The following is a 16,337-nucleotide window of genomic DNA, read 5'->3' as shown; positions in this document are numbered from 1 at the left end:
GGATTTAGGAGGTTATGAAAAATGGCAGAAGTAAAAGAAAAGCGCCATGAAGAGCTTGGCTTAAGTGATGAGCAAGTATTAGAAATGTTCCGTACGATGTTACTTGCACGTAAAATCGACGAACGTATGTGGTTATTAAACCGTGCGGGTAAAATTCCATTCGTAATTTCTTGTCAAGGACAAGAGGCTGCACAAGTTGGAGCAGCATTCGCTCTTGATAGAGAAAAAGATTATGCATTACCATACTACCGTGATATGGGTGTTGTACTAGCGTTCGGCATGACAGCTAAAGAGCTTATGTTGTCTGCTTTCGCGAAAGCTGGAGATCCAAACTCTGGTGGTCGTCAAATGCCTGGTCACTTCGGTCAAAAGAAAAATCGTATTGTGACAGGATCATCTCCAGTAACAACGCAAGTACCACATGCAGTTGGTATTGCATTAGCTGGAAAAATGGAAAAGAAAGATTTAGTAACGTTTGTTACATTTGGAGAAGGTTCTTCAAACCAAGGTGACTTCCATGAAGGGGCAAACTTTGCTGGTGTACACAAACTACCTGTTATTTTCATGTGTGAAAATAATAAATACGCAATCTCTATTCCAGTTGAAAAACAATTAGCATGTAAAAACGTATCAGATCGTGCAATTGGTTACGGTATGCCTGGATATACAATAGACGGAAACGATCCGCTTGCAGTATATAAAGCTGTAAAAGAGGCAGCAGACCGCGGCCGTCGTGGTGAAGGCCCAACTTTAATTGAAACAGTATCATATCGTTTAACAGCACATTCTAGTGACGACGATGATCGTGTTTATCGTGATAAAGAAGAAGTAGAAGAAGCAAAGAAAAAAGATTCAATCATAACATTTGCAGCTTATTTAAAAGAAGCTGGCGTGTTAACTGAGGAATTTGAAAAACAAATGTTAGACGAAATTATGCATATCGTAAATGAAGCAACAGAATATGCAGAAAATGCTCCGTATGCAGCACCTGAAGATGCATTGAAGCACGTATACGCAGAATAGGGGGGAACGTTTCATGGCTGTAATGTCTTATATTGATGCTATTACATTAGCAATGCGCGAAGAAATGGAACGCGATGAGAAAGTATTTGTTTTAGGTGAAGATGTTGGTAAAAAAGGTGGCGTATTTAAAGCGACACACGGATTATATGATCAATTTGGTGAAGATCGTGCGCTTGATGCACCGCTTGCAGAATCTGCAATTGCTGGGGTAGCAATTGGTGCGGCAATGTATGGTATGCGTCCAATCGCTGAAATGCAGTTTGCTGATTTCATCATGCCAGCAGTAAACCAAATTGTTTCTGAGGCAGCAAAAATTCGTTATCGTTCTAATAACGATTGGACTTGTCCAGTTACAATTCGTGCGCCATTTGGCGGCGGTGTTCACGGTGCATTGTATCATTCACAATCTGTGGAAGCGATGTTTGCGAACCAACCAGGTTTAAAAATTGTTATTCCTTCTACACCATATGATGCAAAAGGTTTATTAAAAGCAGCAATTCGTGATGAAGATCCAGTATTATTCTTTGAGCATAAGCGTGCATATCGCTTAATTAAAGGTGAAGTGCCAGAGGATGATTACGTATTACCAATCGGAAAAGCAGATGTAAAACGCGAAGGTGATGATATTACTGTTATCACGTACGGATTATGTGTTCACTTTGCTCTTCAAGCAGCTGAAAAGTTAGCGCAAGATGGCATCTCGGCACATGTTCTTGATTTACGTACTGTATATCCATTAGATAAAGAAGCAATCATTGAAGCAGCTTCTAAAACAGGTAAAGTTCTTCTTGTAACAGAAGACAATAAAGAAGGAAGTATTATAAGTGAAGTGGCAGCAATTATTGCTGAAAACTGTCTGTTTGATTTAGATGCGCCAATCGCACGTCTTGCAGGTCCAGACGTTCCAGCAATGCCATATGCACCAACAATGGAAAAATTCTTTATGGTAAATCCAGATAAAGTTGAAAAAGCAATGCGTGAACTTGCGGAATTTTAATCGGGGGGACTATACATGGCTGTAGAAAATATCACAATGCCTCAGCTCGGGGAGAGCGTTACAGAGGGTACAATTAGTAAATGGCTCGTTAATGTTGGCGATCACGTAAACAAGTATGATCCGCTTGCAGAAGTAATGACTGATAAAGTAAATGCTGAAGTACCATCTTCTTTCACTGGTATTGTGAAAGAATTAATTGCTGGTGAAGGTGAGACGTTAGCTGTAGGTGAAGTAGTTTGTGTTATTCAAGTAGAAGGCGCAGATGAAGTAGCAGCGACAGCTGTTGAGGAAAAAACAAAAGAAGAACCAAAGGCAGAAATAGCTACACCTGAAAAAGCACCGAAAGCAAAACAACCAACTGATGGAAAACCACGTTTTTCACCAGCTGTTTTAAAACTTGCAGGTGAGCATAATGTTGATTTAGATTTAGTAGAAGGTACGGGAGCAAATGGCCGTATCACTCGTAAAGATATTTTAAAGCTAGTGGAATCTGGAAATATTCCGCAAGCAGGTGCGAAGAAAGAGGAAGCAGCAGTAGTAGAAGCGCGTCCAGAAGCACAAAAAGCAGCGCCAGAAGCACAAAAAGTAGAAGCTGCAAAACCAGTTTCTGTACCAACAATGCCTGGCGATATCGAAATTCCAGTAACAGGTGTGCGTAAAGCAATTGCAGCGAACATGTTACGTAGTAAACACGAAGCGCCACATGCTTGGATGATGATTGAAGTAGATGTGACAAACCTTGTGTCATACCGTAATTCAATTAAAGGTGATTTCAAAAAGCGCGAAGGCTTTAATTTAACGTTCTTTGCTTTCTTCGTAAAAGCAGTAGCGCAAGCGTTAAAAGAGTATCCTCAAATCAATTCAATGTGGGCTGGCGATAAGATCGTTCAGAAGAAAGATATTAACCTTTCTATCGCTGTTGCAACAGAGGACGAACTATTTGTACCAGTAATTAAACATGCGGATGAGAAGACGATTAAAGGTATCGCTCGTGAAATTACAGAGCTTGCAGGAAAAGTACGTACGAAATCGTTAAAAGCGGACGAAATGCAAGGTGGAACATTTACAATTAATAACACAGGATCATTTGGTTCTGTTCAATCTATGGGTATTATTAATTACCCACAAGCGGCTATTTTACAAGTTGAATCAATTGTAAAACGCCCAGTAATTATGGATAATGGTATGTTTGGTGCTCGCGACATGGTTAACTTATGTTTATCACTTGATCACCGTGTACTAGATGGCTTAATTTGTGGTAAGTTCTTAGGACGTGTAAAAGAAATTTTAGAAAATACGTCAGAAAATAATACATCTGTATATTAATAAAAAGCTCGCTTATGCGAGCTTTTTATCATCTTATTTCTTCAGCTACATCCTACTATATGTATAATATCTTTCCCAGTAATCTTACAATGAACGATTATGTATTAGGAATTTATGAAAATACATTGCTGATATATGGTATATGGATATAAAATAAGAAAAGAATAATTTTTTTGGCAAATCTTACTGACGAAACTGTAGTATAATATATTGTATTGTATGAAAAAGAGAGTTATTCTATATAAGTGTTTTATAGATAATGTGTAATCAGTCGTCAAAACATGAAGAATGTTGACTCCTGGTTTTTTATTTTGCTGTAACAATGTTTCAGGAGGATGTCATGAAAAGAAGTACCGAGTTTCTAAAAAGTTTAGATGTAAAATTAATATTAATTTTGTTAGCATTATGTGTTACGAGTATAGCTGCTATATATAGCAGTCAGCAAACTGGCCAATATGGAGAGGCAAACTTTGCGATGAAACAGGGTTTGAACTACATAATTGGAGTTGTATTGTTATTGCTTGTTGCAAGCATCGACTTAGATCAATTACAAAAATTGTCTTGGCCACTTTATATCGTCGGATTTGGTTCACTTATTCTTTTGAAAATACTACCGGTTTCCACTTTCACACCTGAAAAATTAGGTGCAAAAAGATGGTTTGTATTTCCGTTAGTTGGACAAATTCAACCATCTGAGTTTTTCAAAATTTCATTGCTTCTCGTAGTAGCAAGTATAGCAGTGAAACATAATGCACAGTATATGGCAAGGACATTCCAAACGGATTTACAATTAGTAGGTAAAATTGTGCTAGTATCCCTCCCGCCTATGGCTGTTGTATATAGCCAACCGGATACAGGGATGGTGTTCTTATATGCTGCTGCAATTGCATGTATTTTATTTATGTCAGGTATTCAGAAGAAATTAATAGCGTTATGTACAGTTATTCCAGTCACCATATTATCTGCGTTAATATTTATTTACGTAAGGTATGAAGATTTCTTCTTTAATAAGTTAGTTACGTTACTAAAACCTCACCAACAATCACGTATTTTAGGTTGGTTAGATCCATTCGAACATACAGATCAAGGTTATCAAACACAGCAATCGATTTTAGCTGTAGGTAGTGGCGGTATGGAAGGGAAAGGATTTGGCGAAGGGAACGTCTATATCCCTGAGAAGCATACTGACTTTATTTTTGCTACAATTGCCGAAGAAGGTGGATTTATCGTAGCAGCGTTAGTTGTATTCTTGTTCCTATTACTACTATATAGAACAATTATTATCGGTTATTCTGCTGATAATTTATTCGGTACATTATTATGTGCTGGATCAATTGGAATATTAACGGTTCAAATATTCCAAAACATCGGTATGATCGTTGGATTAATGCCTGTAAAAGGGATTGCATTACCTTTCTTATCATATGGAGGAAGTTCCTTATTCTCAAATATGATTATGATGGGTCTTATATTATCGGTACGGAAAACGTATAAAAAGTATATGTTTTCTGTTAAATAAAAAAGCTGGTTCGTGTAAAAACGAACCAGCTTTTTTACATATATGCTCTTAAACGTTGCAAACTAAAACAGAATAGCAGTTTGAGATGGGTAAGGAGTGCAAAGTGATGCATATGCATATTTTTGAAGGGGCACGGCATCTTTCTAATAGTGAATGGGTTATTCGGGCTATTATAGCATACATATTTTTAACATTAGTTGCGAAAGCGATGGGGCAAAGGTCCATCGCGCAACTTCGTTTTTTAGATGTTGTATTAGTATTATTGCTTGGTGGGAATATTTCTAATGCATTATCTGATGAAAAAGTGGGGTTACTCGGCTCAATGATTACAACGTTCATACTCGTTGTACTTCACATTATAAGCTCAGTCTTAATGTTGAAATGGGATAGATGGAGACGCTTTTTAGAGCCAGCACCTATTATTCTTATACACAATGGTTCCATTGATTTTAGCAATTTGAAAAAAGCGAGAATTACGGTGGAATATTTATTTGCGGAACTTCGTATGCGAAATGTGAGCGATATTCAAACGATTAAATTAGCATTGTGGGAAGCGAATGGTGTTGTTTCTATATTTCAGTATCCAGAGTATGAAGCAGTTTCGCGGCTTGATCTGAAAGTGGCGGGAAAAAGATCTCCAGTTTCTTTTGTATTAGTAAAGGATGGGAAGATTCAGAAAGATGTTCTTGCTTTATTAGGAAAAACAGAAGAGTGGGCGAGAGAATTTCTAGAGAAGAGTGCAGAAGTCAAATCCATTATGTTAGCTACAGTAGATGAAGCACATAAAATAAATATTTTGTTAAAAAAATGAAAAATATACGCATTTTGTCGTTTCATACATATGATACAATAGTGTGGACAACGAAAAAGGAGGCGATACGATGGGATATGTAGAAGAATTACGAAAAATAGTTGGTCATCGCCCTTTAATTTTAGTTGGTGCTGTTGTACTCGTTATAAATGAAAATGGAGATGTTTTATTGCAACAAAGAACAGAGCCTTACGGAAAGTGGGGGCTGCCTGGTGGGTTAATGGAGCTTGGTGAATCACCAGAAGAAACAGCCGGCCGTGAAGTATATGAAGAGACAGGAATAGAAGTGAAGAACTTGCGATTAATTAATATATTTTCTGGAGCGAACTATTTTACAAAACTAGCAAATGGTGATGAGTTTCAATCTGTCACAACAGCTTATTATACGGATGAATACGAAGGGGAGCTTGTTATGAATAAAGAAGAAGCCGTTCAGCTTACATTCTTCCCACTAACAGAACTACCTGACTATATTGTAGGGTCGCATAAAAAAATGATTGGCGAATATATGAAGATTATGGAAAAAGAGATATAATAATAGTGAAAGAAATACAAAAACACAGTTCTGGTTGGTAGTCCAGACGCATGATTACGTGTCAGTAACCTTCCCCTCCGGGATGTCCCGTATTTCTAATTTTTTTAAAGGAGGGGCTGTCAATGGATTTGACAGTATATCACGATGGTCAATTTTTCGTAGGAATTATTACGCATAAAGAAACAGGGAAATTGTATGGAGCGAGGTATATTTTTGGAACGGAGCCGTCAGACGAAGAAATACTTATATTTGTGACTGGTCCAATGTTAGCCTATTTTCAGCACTTTGCAAGATGTGGTGTGGAAGTGAAAGAAAAACAGCGTCCCAAAAATATAAAGCGTATCATACGAGAAGCAGCAAAAGAAGTAAATATAAACCGTTTTACTAAGGCGCAAGAGGCAATTAGCTTATCTTATGAATTGCATAAACAAGAAAAGAAAGTGCAATCTAAGGAGAAGCGAGAAGCTGAAAAACAAAGAAGACGTTTAATCAAAGTACAAAAAGCAAAGCAAAAGCATCGTGGCCATTAAGAAAAGGTGTTAGAGCAAGAGCTCTAACACCTTTTCTATACCCAAATACAAGTAAACTTACTTGTATTTCATAAACATTAACTGGTAAGATACAAATAGGTAGTTTTAGAGGAGGGAAAAGATTGATTAATTTTAACTTTTTTATGAATGATGTTGTCCGCCAAGCACGTGAAGAGATTGTCTCTGCTGGATATACAGAATTGACGACGCCGGAAGCAGTAGAAGAAGCGTTTAAAAGAAATGGAACAACACTTGTAATGGTAAACTCTGTATGTGGTTGTGCAGGTGGTATTGCTCGTCCTGCTGCTGCGCATTCCGTACATTATGATAAACGTCCTAACCATCTTGTAACGGTGTTTGCAGGTCAAGATAAAGAAGCAACAGCAAGAGCTCGTGAATATTTCGAAGGGTATCCACCTTCTTCACCATCATTTGCTTTATTAAAAGATGGGAAAATTGTAACGATGGTAGAACGTCATGAAATTGAAGGTCATGAACCAATGCAAGTTATTGCAAAACTACAATCTTATTTCGAAGAGAATTGTGAAGAACTATAAATATAAGCGAAAAGGCGGTACGTCCACAATGAAGTGGATGTACCGCCTTTTTTATTTAGTATTAAAATTTATGGGATATGCATAGTTATGTTGTTTTATGCATTATTTTATACATTGTAAACGGTATTAATATTGTTATTTTATTTATTTTTATTTTATATATTGCATAAAAATTAAAGTGCTGATACAATACAAACATCGAATAAATATTCTATTAAACTTTTAAATATACATTATTAGGGGGAAGAAAGATGAAGAAGTTATTATCAATATCGTTTGCACTTATTTTAATTGTAAGTATGTTCAGTGCTTGTAGTAATGGGGAAGAAAAGGCTACTGGAAAAAATAAGAAAGTACTGGTTATGGGGACTTCAGCAGATTATAAACCATATGAATACGTAGAAGCTTCAAAAAGTGATGAAATTATCGGCTTTGATGTTGATGTTGCTAAATATATCGGAAAAGAACTTGGTTATGAAGTGAAAGTGAAAGATATGGATTTTGGTGGTTTATTAGCATCTCTTAGCTCAGGAAAAGTTGATTTCGTAATGGCAGGTATGACGCCAACGGCAGAGCGTAAAAATAATGTTGATTTCACAGACATATATTTTGTTGCGAAAAACATGGTCGTTTCTAAAAAAGATTCTAATATTCAATCTGTAGAGGATTTAAAAGGGAAAAAAGTAGGGGTACAAACAGGATCTATCCAAGAAGAGAAAGCAGCAGAATTTAAAAAACAAGTAGATTTCAAAATTGAGGGACGTGACCGTATACCAGAAATCGTACAAGAAATTAAAGCTGGTCGTTTTGATGCTGCAATTATAGAAGACACAGTTGCTAAAAATTATTTAGAAAAAATGAAAGAATTACAAGGAATTGAAATTAAAGAAGCACCAGAAGAAGTAGGAGCAGCAATTGCCCTTCCGAAAAACAGTGATAAAACAGCGGAATTTAATAAAGTAATTAAAAAAATGCAAGAAAATGGAGAAATGGATAAATTAGTGAAGAAATGGTTTGGCAGCGAAAAATAAGCTGCCTTTCACTTTTCTGTGAGGGGAATGAAAAGAATGAACTTAGATTTTTCGGCGATTACGCCTTCGATACCATATATACTAAAAGGCCTAGAAGTTACTTTAAAAATTGTAGCAGTATCAGCGTTAGTTGGGTTTATTTTAGGAACGTTATTAGCGCTTTGCAAAATTGCTAGAATACGAGCATTAAATATAGCGGCAGATTTTTATACATCAATTTTCCGTGGTACACCACTTGTATTGCAATTAATGATTATTTATTTCGGTGTCCCGCAAATAATTGGTTATGAAATACCAGCATTCGTAGCAGCTGTATTAGCATTTAGCTTAAATTCAGGTGCATATATGTCAGAGGTAATTCGTGCCGGCATTCAAGCGGTTGATAAAGGACAAACAGAAGCAGCGATGGCTTTAGGGATTCCTTACGGGAAAATGATGCGAAATATTATTTTCCCTCAAGCATTAAAAAATATATTACCAGCGCTTGTGAACGAGTTTGCGACACTTACGAAAGAATCGGCTGTAGTAACAGTAATAGGAGCGACCGATTTAATGCGCCGTGCTTACATTGTAGGCGGTGAGACGTTTAAATATCTTGAACCATTACTTTTTGTTGGACTCATTTATTATATGTTAGTCATTATTCTTACATTAGTCGGGAAGGCAATTGAAGGGAGAATGAAGAAAAGTGATTAAAATTGAAAACCTTCATAAATCATTTGGAAAAAACGAAGTATTAAAAGGGATTACAACAATGATTGAAAAAGGGGAAGTAGTAGCAATTATTGGACCGTCTGGATCAGGGAAATCAACATTTTTACGTTGTATGAATGTGCTAGAAGCACCGACAAATGGTCACATTTGGATTGGAACGGAAGAAGTAACGAATCCGAAAACGAATATTATGCACGTTCGTGAAAATGTCGGAATGGTATTTCAGCATTTTCACCTATTTCCTCATATGACTGTATTAGAAAATATTACGTATGCTCCTATCAATGTAAAAGGAGTAACGAAGCAAGAAGCTGACAAGAAAGCCGAGAAACTTTTAGAAAAGGTCGGTTTATTAGATAAAGAAAATACGTATCCCAATCGTCTTTCGGGAGGACAAAAGCAACGTGTAGCAATTGCGAGAGCGTTAGCGATGGAACCAGAAGTTATGTTATTTGATGAACCAACATCGGCACTAGATCCAGAGATGGTAAAAGAAGTGTTAGAAGTTATGAAATCATTAGTTACGACAGGAATGACAATGGTGATTGTTACACATGAAATGGGATTTGCAAAAGAAGTAGCAGATCGTGTTCTCTTTTTAGATGGTGGAAAGCTTGTAGAAGATAGTGCGCCAGCAGAATTTTTTGTAGCACCGAAAAGTGAACGTGCGCAACAATTTTTACAAAAAATATTGTAATATGTAAAGGTTGCGTGAATAATAAGTAGAAAAGGATGACATTGTGTCATCCTTTTTTTATACTAACTTTAAATACGTTTATACATATAGGAGCAGTGCTATGTTCAAAATTGGATACCGTACAGTAAAAACAGCAATAGGGACAGGCGCAGCAGTTTTTATTGCGCAGTTATTAGGATTAGAATTTTATAGTTCAGCGGGCATTTTAGTTATATTATGTGTACAAAATACGAAACGTAAATCACTTCAAGTGTCGTTACATCGTTTTTTAGCTTGTGTATTATCAATGGTATTCGCGTTTTGTATTTTTGAAACAATTGGATATACACCACTTGCAATTAGTATATTATTACTAACATTTATTCCGACTGCAGTTATGCTTAAAATTCAAGAAGGTATTGTCACGAGTTCAGTTATTGTGATGCATCTATATTCATTGAAACAAATTACATGGCTTATTGTTGGGAATGAAATTGCGATATTAACGATAGGAATTAGCGTGGCTTTATTAGTGAATATGTATATGCCAAGTAGTGAAAATAAGCTAAAAGAGTATCAGGATACAATAGAAAGTAATTTTAAAACAATTTTGTTTGAAATGGTCGTGTATTTACGAAACAGAGAAAGTAGCTGGAGTGGGGCAGAACTTATTGAAACTGAAAATATGCTAAATGAAGCAAGGGATTTATCGTTTAAGAAACTTGAGAATGCATTTATGCGAGAAGATGGCTATTACTATCGTTATTTTAATATGCGCATGCAACAATTCGAAATTTTAGAACGGATGATACCATTAGCAGCTTCTTTATCATGGACATATGAACAAGCTGATATGATTGCGGATGTGGTTGAAAACATTGGAAATGCTATTAGCCCTGAGAGTACTGGGGTTATTTCCTTAAGACAGCTTCAAGAAATGAGAGAATTATTTAGAGACATGCCATTGCCCGTTACACGTGAAGAATTTGAGATACGTGCGAAGCTTGTTCAACTGGTGTATGAAATGGAACAATATTTACTCATTAAAAGTCGTTTTAAGGGAAAGGATAATATAAAAGAACTTATATAGAAGGTAGGAATTATTATGCCGTATCTTCTCTCTTTCATATTATGTCTTTCTTTATCGCCTATTTGGCCTCTTGGTGATAATCCACGTGCCGGAGATCCTTTTATTATTGTAAATAAAGCGACGAATAAACTAGCTTATATTGACGATGGAAAGATTCAAAAGGTTTTTCCAGTAGCGACAGGGAAAACAAATGAATTAACTCCAGAGGGAACTTTTGATGTTGTAATGAAAGCGAAGGATCCGTATTATATTGCGAAGGATATTCCAGGTGGGTCACCGAAAAATCCACTTGGATCAAGGTGGATTGGATTTAATGCAAGAGAAACTGATGGAAGTAAATATGGAATACATGGAACAAACCAACCTAGTTCAATTGGAAAGTATATTTCACAAGGATGTATAAGAATGAAGAAAAACGATGTGGAGTATTTATTTGATCGCATTCCAATTGGAACGAAAGTATGGATTGTGAAGTCGAAAAAATCATTTCAGCAATTGGCAAAACAAAAAGGAGCCATTGCATATGAAAAAGCCAACGAAAAGGTTGGCTTTTTCTATTGTAATAAGTTGTCTTGACATGTGTACATAACCATGAGTTAATGAGAATATAGAAAGATAAAGTGAAACTTTAATCAGTGGGAGGTTTTTTACCCGCGGATTATCAGCCCTCACCAATCGGGATAAAAAATTAGATAAAGGGGTTGCTCATATGTACTTGAATCCAAAAATTTCGTATATGCAATTTTTTATGGGATTTCTATTTGTTATTACATTCATATTGGCAACTTTTAATATATGTTCTTATCTTGTAGCAATTGTTTGTATGGCATTACTCAATCTTACTTTTGTTATTGGAGCATTTCAGCAGAAACAATATACAAGTTTTATAACAGCACTTGTAATGTCATTTTCCTTTAGTATTGTAGCGATTGTGCTTTATATAAAATAAACCATCTCGATATCGAGATGGTTTATTTTATTATGTTATGTGTAAAAAGTAAAAAAAGGACGAACACATCGTCCTTTTTACCAAAACATACTTGCGCCAGCAAGTAATGTTGTTACAAGCATAGAAATTAGCATTACATAAATCACAACTTTTTGAGCTTTTTTATGCATCGTTAAACCTCCTTGCAAATCAGTACAATATCATTGTAACGAGAAATGATATTGTGGACAAGGGGAGAGAAGTGACAAAATTCGAGAAGTGCGTGTAAAGTATAACAGGAAATTTGTATGTATGTAGAGAATATATAATAATGATAGAGTATAAGTTTTTTGTTATGCAAGCTGAAGAATGGAGATACGATGATGAAAATATATGAAACAAATCGTTTACATTTAAGGGAAATTGATGAGTCGTATGCTGAAAAAGTTCTTCAATATTACGACAGAAATCGTGAATTTTTAAAAGCTTGGGAAGAGTATAGACCGGATGATTTTTTTACGTTAGATTATCAGAAGAAAAAGTTACAAAAGGATAGAAAAGAGTTTGCAGAAGGTAAAATCATCAGGCTTTGGATTTTTAAAAAGGGTGATGATACAAAAATTATTGGGTGTATCTCATTCAATCTAATCGTTCGCGGTATTTATCAATCTTGTGTGCTCGGCTATAAATTAGATAAGGCAGAATTGAATAAAGGTTACACGACAGAAGCGCTTAGGAAAGCTATTCAAGTTACTTTCGAAGAATTTCAGTTACATCGTATAGAAGCACCGATTATGCCACGAAATTTAGCATCTATACAAGTAGTGACAAAGATAGGCTTTCAATATGAGGGCGTGTCTAGGAAGATGTTAATGGTAAATGGAGTATGGGAAGATCATATGCGCTGGGTATTGTTAAATGAGTAATAGAAAGCAGATGGTTATCTAGACATATAAACCGTCTGTTTTTTGTCTTGTATTTCGAAACTTTTGCGAAATTCTGTTATAATTAATAGTGTTACATACATAATGGTAGTGCAGGAGGCGCAGTCTTATGATTAATCAAGAACGTTTAGTAAATGAATTTATGGAATTAGTACAAGTAGATTCTGAAACGAAATTTGAAGCAGAAATCTGCAAAGTATTAACAAAGAAATTTACAGATTTAGGTGTAGAAGTATTTGAAGATGACACAATGACTGTTACTGGGCATGGTGCAGGTAATTTAATTTGTACTTTACCAGCAACAAAAGATGGTGTTGATACAATTTACTTTACTTCTCATATGGATACAGTAGTTCCTGGTAATGGAATTAAGCCTTCTATTAAAGATGGATATATCGTATCAGATGGTACTACGATTTTAGGTGCGGATGATAAAGCTGGATTAGCATCAATGTTCGAAGCAATTCGTGTTTTAAAAGAGAAAAACATCCCTCATGGTAAAATTGAATTTATTATTACAGTTGGAGAAGAATCTGGTCTTGTTGGTGCAAAAGCATTAGATCGTGAGCGCATTACAGCGAAATACGGTTACGCATTAGATAGCGATGGAAAAGTTGGTGAAATCGTTGTTGCAGCTCCAACACAAGCGAAAGTGAATGCAATTATTCGTGGGAAAACAGCTCACGCTGGTGTAGCACCAGAAAAAGGTGTATCTGCAATTACTATCGCAGCGAAGGCAATTGCGAAGATGCCACTTGGTCGTATTGATTCTGAAACAACTGCAAATATTGGACGTTTTGAAGGTGGTACACAAACAAATATCGTTTGCGATCATGTACAAATCTTTGCAGAAGCGCGTTCTTTAATCAATGAGAAAATGGAAGTACAAGTTGCGAAAATGAAAGAAGCATTTGAAACAACTGCAAAAGAAATGGGCGGTCAAGCAGACGTTGAAGTAAACGTTATGTATCCAGGATTTAAATTTGCTGATGGCGATCACGTTGTAGAAGTTGCAAAACGTGCAGCTGAAAACATTGGTCGTACACCTTCTCTTCACCAAAGTGGTGGCGGAAGTGATGCAAACGTAATTGCAGGACACGGTATCCCAACAGTTAACTTAGCGGTTGGTTATGAAGAAATTCATACAACAAACGAAAAGATTCCTGTTGAAGAATTAGCGAAAACAGCAGAATTAGTTATAGCAATTATTGAAGAAGTAGCGAAGTAATGTAATAGAAAAAGCGTGTAAATCACAATTGATTTACACGCTTTTTATTTTGATTCAATTGCTTTTACAAGGCGGATCAGCCAATACAAGAAAATCCATGGCAATATATAAGTTGTTGCTATATGTACTAGGCGAGGGAAGAATCCAAACGTATTAATATTGAAAATAGGAAGCAGTAAATAATTAATGGCTATGATTAATATAATCACAAGGAACGTATAGTTGAGTTTATTAGTTGATTTCATCATAATCACCCCTTTTGTAATTTTATACATTTTATGTAAATTATATCAAATGTATAAAAGGAAAAGAACAAGTAATTATTATAACTATTATGCAAAATTTGATATAATGAAGGAACAAATGTTCTTTGAAGGGGTGAGTACTATGCGAGAAATGTATCCGAAAAATGGTCGTGTTATTTTGCATGTAGATATGAATTGTTTTTTCGCATCTGTTGAAATTGCTCATGACCCATCATTACAAGGGAAGCCGTTAGCAGTTGCTGGAAATGAAAAAGAAAGAAAAGGAATTATCATAACATGTAGTTATGAGGCGAGAGACTATGGAATACGTACAACGATGCCTCTTTGGGAAGCAAAAAGGTTATGTCCACAATTAGTTGTAATGCGTCCTAATTTTACATTATATCGTGAAGCTTCATTTCAAATGTTTCAAATCCTTTCCCGTTTTACAGAAAAAATACAACCAGTCTCAATAGATGAAGGATATTTAGATATTACAGATTGCTACGCACTCGGTTCGCCTCTTGAAATAGCAAAGATGATCCAGCAGGCGTTATTAACAGAGTTACAGCTTCCGTGTAGCATCGGAATTGCTCCTAACCTTTTCCTAGCAAAAACAGCTTCTGATATGAAAAAGCCTCTCGGTATTACTGTGCTTCGAAAACGAGATATTCCAGAAATGATTTGGCCACTTCCAGTTGAAGCGATGCATGGAATTGGAGAAAAAACAGCTGAAAAATTAAATGATATTCATATAAAAACAATTGAGCAGTTAGCAAAAGGAAACGAACATATCATTCGCGCTAAAATTGGAAAGCATGGTGTTGATTTAAAGTGGCGGGCAAAAGGTATGGATGATAGGGAAGTTGACCCGAGTCAAATGGGACAACATAAAAGTGTCGGTAATTCGATGACTTTTTCAAAGGATATGGATGAAGCGAAAGAATTACTTGATATGTTAGAACGGCTATCAAAATCAGTAAGTAAAAGATTACAAAAGCGAACTCTTGTCAGCTATAATATTCAAATTATGATTAAATATCATGATAGGCGGACAGTAACGCGGAGTAAGCAATTGAAAAATGCGATTTGGGAAGAACGAGATATTTTTCAGGCAGCCTCTCGTTTATGGAAGCAACATTGGGACGGTGATTCCGTTCGTTTATTAGGTGTTACAGCTACTGAAATAGAGTGGAAGACAGAATCGGTGAAACAATTGGATTTGTTTTCATTTGAAGAAGATGCGAAAGAAGAGCCGCTACTTGCTGTCATCGATCAAATTAATGATAAGTATGGAATGCCGATTTTACAACGAGGTAGTCAATTATTACGTAAGCAAGAAAAGTCTTTTCAGCAAAAATTAGAAAATAAGTTTATGTAGAAGGTGTCATGAAGTTGTAAATATCATGACACCTTTCATTTTTAACTTGCTTCTAAATCTAATGAAGTTTTCCAACCAGCTGCAGTAACGCCACAAAAAGTATTAGACTTACTATTCGTTGTCCCAAGTAAAAATTTTAACTTCTTCGGTATGTTTTATAACGGCTTTATCTATTAAAATTTTCACTCTTGTTTGATAGAAGCTATTAAAATAGGCAAAGTGTAATACAAGATGACATATATTACAAATCATCTTATTCAGAAATCAACAAGCAAATTAGGCCTTTAGTTGTTAGGTAAATCTAATATGTATTTTATTTTTTTACCATCTTTTTCACCTAGATATACTAATTTCGCAGGTGTATTAAGTGCAACTCCCCAACTTTCCCTCATTTTCATTGTTACAATGCCTTTATGGTTTTGTAACTTCTCCCATGAAACTATTGTTTTCTTTGTATTCTCATTAAACATTCCATTCGTCTTATTAACTCCTTTTAAGGGTGCCAATATATGCAAACCTGTAAAAATTGTTTGTTCAGTTTGCGTGTTATTTGTTGCTTCAATATCAAAAAGATAATGAATTTCTTTATTTCCATTATTATCAATTACTTGTTTCTTCTCGAAAGAATTAATGCTAAATTTAAATATATCTGTATTAAATGATTGACCTAGATTAATATTTTCTGATTTCACAATATAAGATTCATTTAAATTATTTACTACCTGATATCTCCAACATGCCCCTATTATAAAAAATGTACAAATAATCATAAAAACATATCGTTTTTTATTCATATCTTTCT

General features: G+C 35.5%; 20 protein-coding genes. 17 read left to right on the top strand and 3 right to left on the bottom strand.

The window, feature by feature from the left end:
• The first annotated feature begins 21 nt into the window (after positions 1-21).
• From bfmBAA to NHG49_RS21100, 14 genes are all read left to right on the top strand, one after another.
• Positions 22-1,023 carry a 3-methyl-2-oxobutanoate dehydrogenase subunit alpha gene (gene bfmBAA, locus NHG49_RS21165; protein ID WP_000852549.1) on the top strand — a complete coding sequence of 334 codons (1,002 nt, stop codon included), beginning with the start codon at positions 22-24 and terminating at the stop codon, positions 1,021-1,023.
• Positions 1,024-1,036: 13 nt separating this feature from the next.
• Positions 1,037-2,020 (top strand): 3-methyl-2-oxobutanoate dehydrogenase subunit beta, encoded by a 984-nt coding sequence (gene bfmBAB / locus NHG49_RS21160; protein ID WP_000290073.1) that lies wholly within the window; start codon positions 1,037-1,039, stop codon positions 2,018-2,020.
• 15 nt (positions 2,021-2,035) lie between these two features.
• On the top strand, positions 2,036-3,346 hold the full coding sequence (locus NHG49_RS21155) for a dihydrolipoamide acetyltransferase family protein (protein WP_098102846.1): 1,311 nt from the start codon (positions 2,036-2,038) through the stop codon (positions 3,344-3,346).
• Positions 3,347-3,686: 340 nt separating this feature from the next.
• Positions 3,687-4,865 (top strand): FtsW/RodA/SpoVE family cell cycle protein, encoded by a 1,179-nt coding sequence (locus NHG49_RS21150; RefSeq protein ID WP_000831201.1) that lies wholly within the window; start codon positions 3,687-3,689, stop codon positions 4,863-4,865.
• Between the two features lie 106 nt (positions 4,866-4,971).
• A complete protein-coding gene (locus NHG49_RS21145; RefSeq protein WP_064474838.1) occupies positions 4,972-5,676 on the top strand; it encodes a DUF421 domain-containing protein in 705 nt (234 codons plus the stop codon).
• 70 nt (positions 5,677-5,746) lie between these two features.
• Positions 5,747-6,211, top strand: a complete 465-nt coding sequence (locus tag NHG49_RS21140) for an NUDIX hydrolase (protein ID WP_064474839.1) — start codon at positions 5,747-5,749, stop codon at positions 6,209-6,211.
• Positions 6,212-6,333: 122 nt separating this feature from the next.
• Positions 6,334-6,741, top strand: coding sequence for a YjdF family protein (locus NHG49_RS21135; RefSeq protein WP_064474840.1), 408 nt, complete (start codon positions 6,334-6,336; stop codon positions 6,739-6,741).
• A gap of 143 nt (positions 6,742-6,884) precedes the next feature.
• On the top strand, positions 6,885-7,298 hold the full coding sequence (locus NHG49_RS21130; protein WP_001979317.1) for a BrxA/BrxB family bacilliredoxin: 414 nt from the start codon (positions 6,885-6,887) through the stop codon (positions 7,296-7,298).
• A 251-nt stretch (positions 7,299-7,549) separates the two neighbouring features.
• Positions 7,550-8,329 carry a transporter substrate-binding domain-containing protein gene (locus tag NHG49_RS21125; protein ID WP_064474841.1) on the top strand — a complete coding sequence of 260 codons (780 nt, stop codon included), beginning with the start codon at positions 7,550-7,552 and terminating at the stop codon, positions 8,327-8,329.
• Positions 8,330-8,365: 36 nt separating this feature from the next.
• A complete protein-coding gene (locus NHG49_RS21120) occupies positions 8,366-9,025 on the top strand; it encodes an amino acid ABC transporter permease (RefSeq protein WP_001046922.1) in 660 nt (219 codons plus the stop codon).
• Positions 9,018-9,740: an amino acid ABC transporter ATP-binding protein gene (locus tag NHG49_RS21115; protein WP_064474842.1), complete on the top strand. Its 723-nt coding sequence runs from the start codon at positions 9,018-9,020 to the stop codon at positions 9,738-9,740. The genes NHG49_RS21120 and NHG49_RS21115 overlap by 8 nt, the downstream gene beginning before the upstream one ends.
• A 100-nt stretch (positions 9,741-9,840) precedes the next feature.
• Positions 9,841-10,809, top strand: coding sequence for an aromatic acid exporter family protein (locus NHG49_RS21110; RefSeq protein ID WP_000472675.1), 969 nt, complete (start codon positions 9,841-9,843; stop codon positions 10,807-10,809).
• 15 nt (positions 10,810-10,824) lie between these two features.
• A complete protein-coding gene (locus NHG49_RS21105) occupies positions 10,825-11,385 on the top strand; it encodes a L,D-transpeptidase (RefSeq protein WP_064474843.1) in 561 nt (186 codons plus the stop codon).
• A gap of 133 nt (positions 11,386-11,518) precedes the next feature.
• Positions 11,519-11,758: a DUF3894 domain-containing protein gene (locus tag NHG49_RS21100; RefSeq protein ID WP_000281162.1), complete on the top strand. Its 240-nt coding sequence runs from the start codon at positions 11,519-11,521 to the stop codon at positions 11,756-11,758.
• A gap of 77 nt (positions 11,759-11,835) precedes the next feature.
• Here NHG49_RS21100 and prli42 read toward each other — a convergent pair whose 3' ends face one another.
• Entirely contained in the window at positions 11,836-11,928 is a 93-nt protein-coding gene (gene prli42, locus NHG49_RS21095) for a stressosome-associated protein Prli42 (RefSeq protein WP_149173444.1), read from the bottom strand.
• Between the two features lie 189 nt (positions 11,929-12,117).
• Between prli42 and NHG49_RS21090 the strand changes: the two genes are divergently transcribed.
• On the top strand, positions 12,118-12,663 hold the full coding sequence (locus NHG49_RS21090; RefSeq protein ID WP_033657628.1) for a GNAT family N-acetyltransferase: 546 nt from the start codon (positions 12,118-12,120) through the stop codon (positions 12,661-12,663).
• A gap of 127 nt (positions 12,664-12,790) precedes the next feature.
• On the top strand, positions 12,791-13,909 hold the full coding sequence (locus NHG49_RS21085; RefSeq protein ID WP_064474844.1) for a tripeptidase T: 1,119 nt from the start codon (positions 12,791-12,793) through the stop codon (positions 13,907-13,909).
• Positions 13,910-13,953: 44 nt separating this feature from the next.
• Here NHG49_RS21085 and NHG49_RS21080 read toward each other — a convergent pair whose 3' ends face one another.
• Entirely contained in the window at positions 13,954-14,154 is a 201-nt protein-coding gene (locus NHG49_RS21080) for a hypothetical protein (RefSeq protein ID WP_046957503.1), read from the bottom strand.
• Positions 14,155-14,296: 142 nt separating this feature from the next.
• On the opposite strand from NHG49_RS21080, the gene NHG49_RS21075 reads away from it, so the two are divergent.
• Positions 14,297-15,535 (top strand): DNA polymerase IV, encoded by a 1,239-nt coding sequence (locus NHG49_RS21075; RefSeq protein WP_088048137.1) that lies wholly within the window; start codon positions 14,297-14,299, stop codon positions 15,533-15,535.
• A 284-nt stretch (positions 15,536-15,819) separates the two neighbouring features.
• Here the strand turns inward: NHG49_RS21075 and NHG49_RS21070 are convergent, their stop codons facing one another.
• Positions 15,820-16,329, bottom strand: a complete 510-nt coding sequence (locus NHG49_RS21070; RefSeq protein WP_088048138.1) for a hypothetical protein — start codon at positions 16,327-16,329, stop codon at positions 15,820-15,822.
• Between the last annotated feature and the right edge of the window lie 8 nt (positions 16,330-16,337).

Source organism: Bacillus sp. IBL03825, from assembly GCF_024712505.1.
Taxonomy (GTDB): Bacteria; Bacillota; Bacilli; order Bacillales; family Bacillaceae_G; genus Bacillus_A; species Bacillus_A wiedmannii.
Note: the sequence above shows the minus strand (reverse complement) of the source record. Positions and strands in the feature narration are given on the sequence as shown.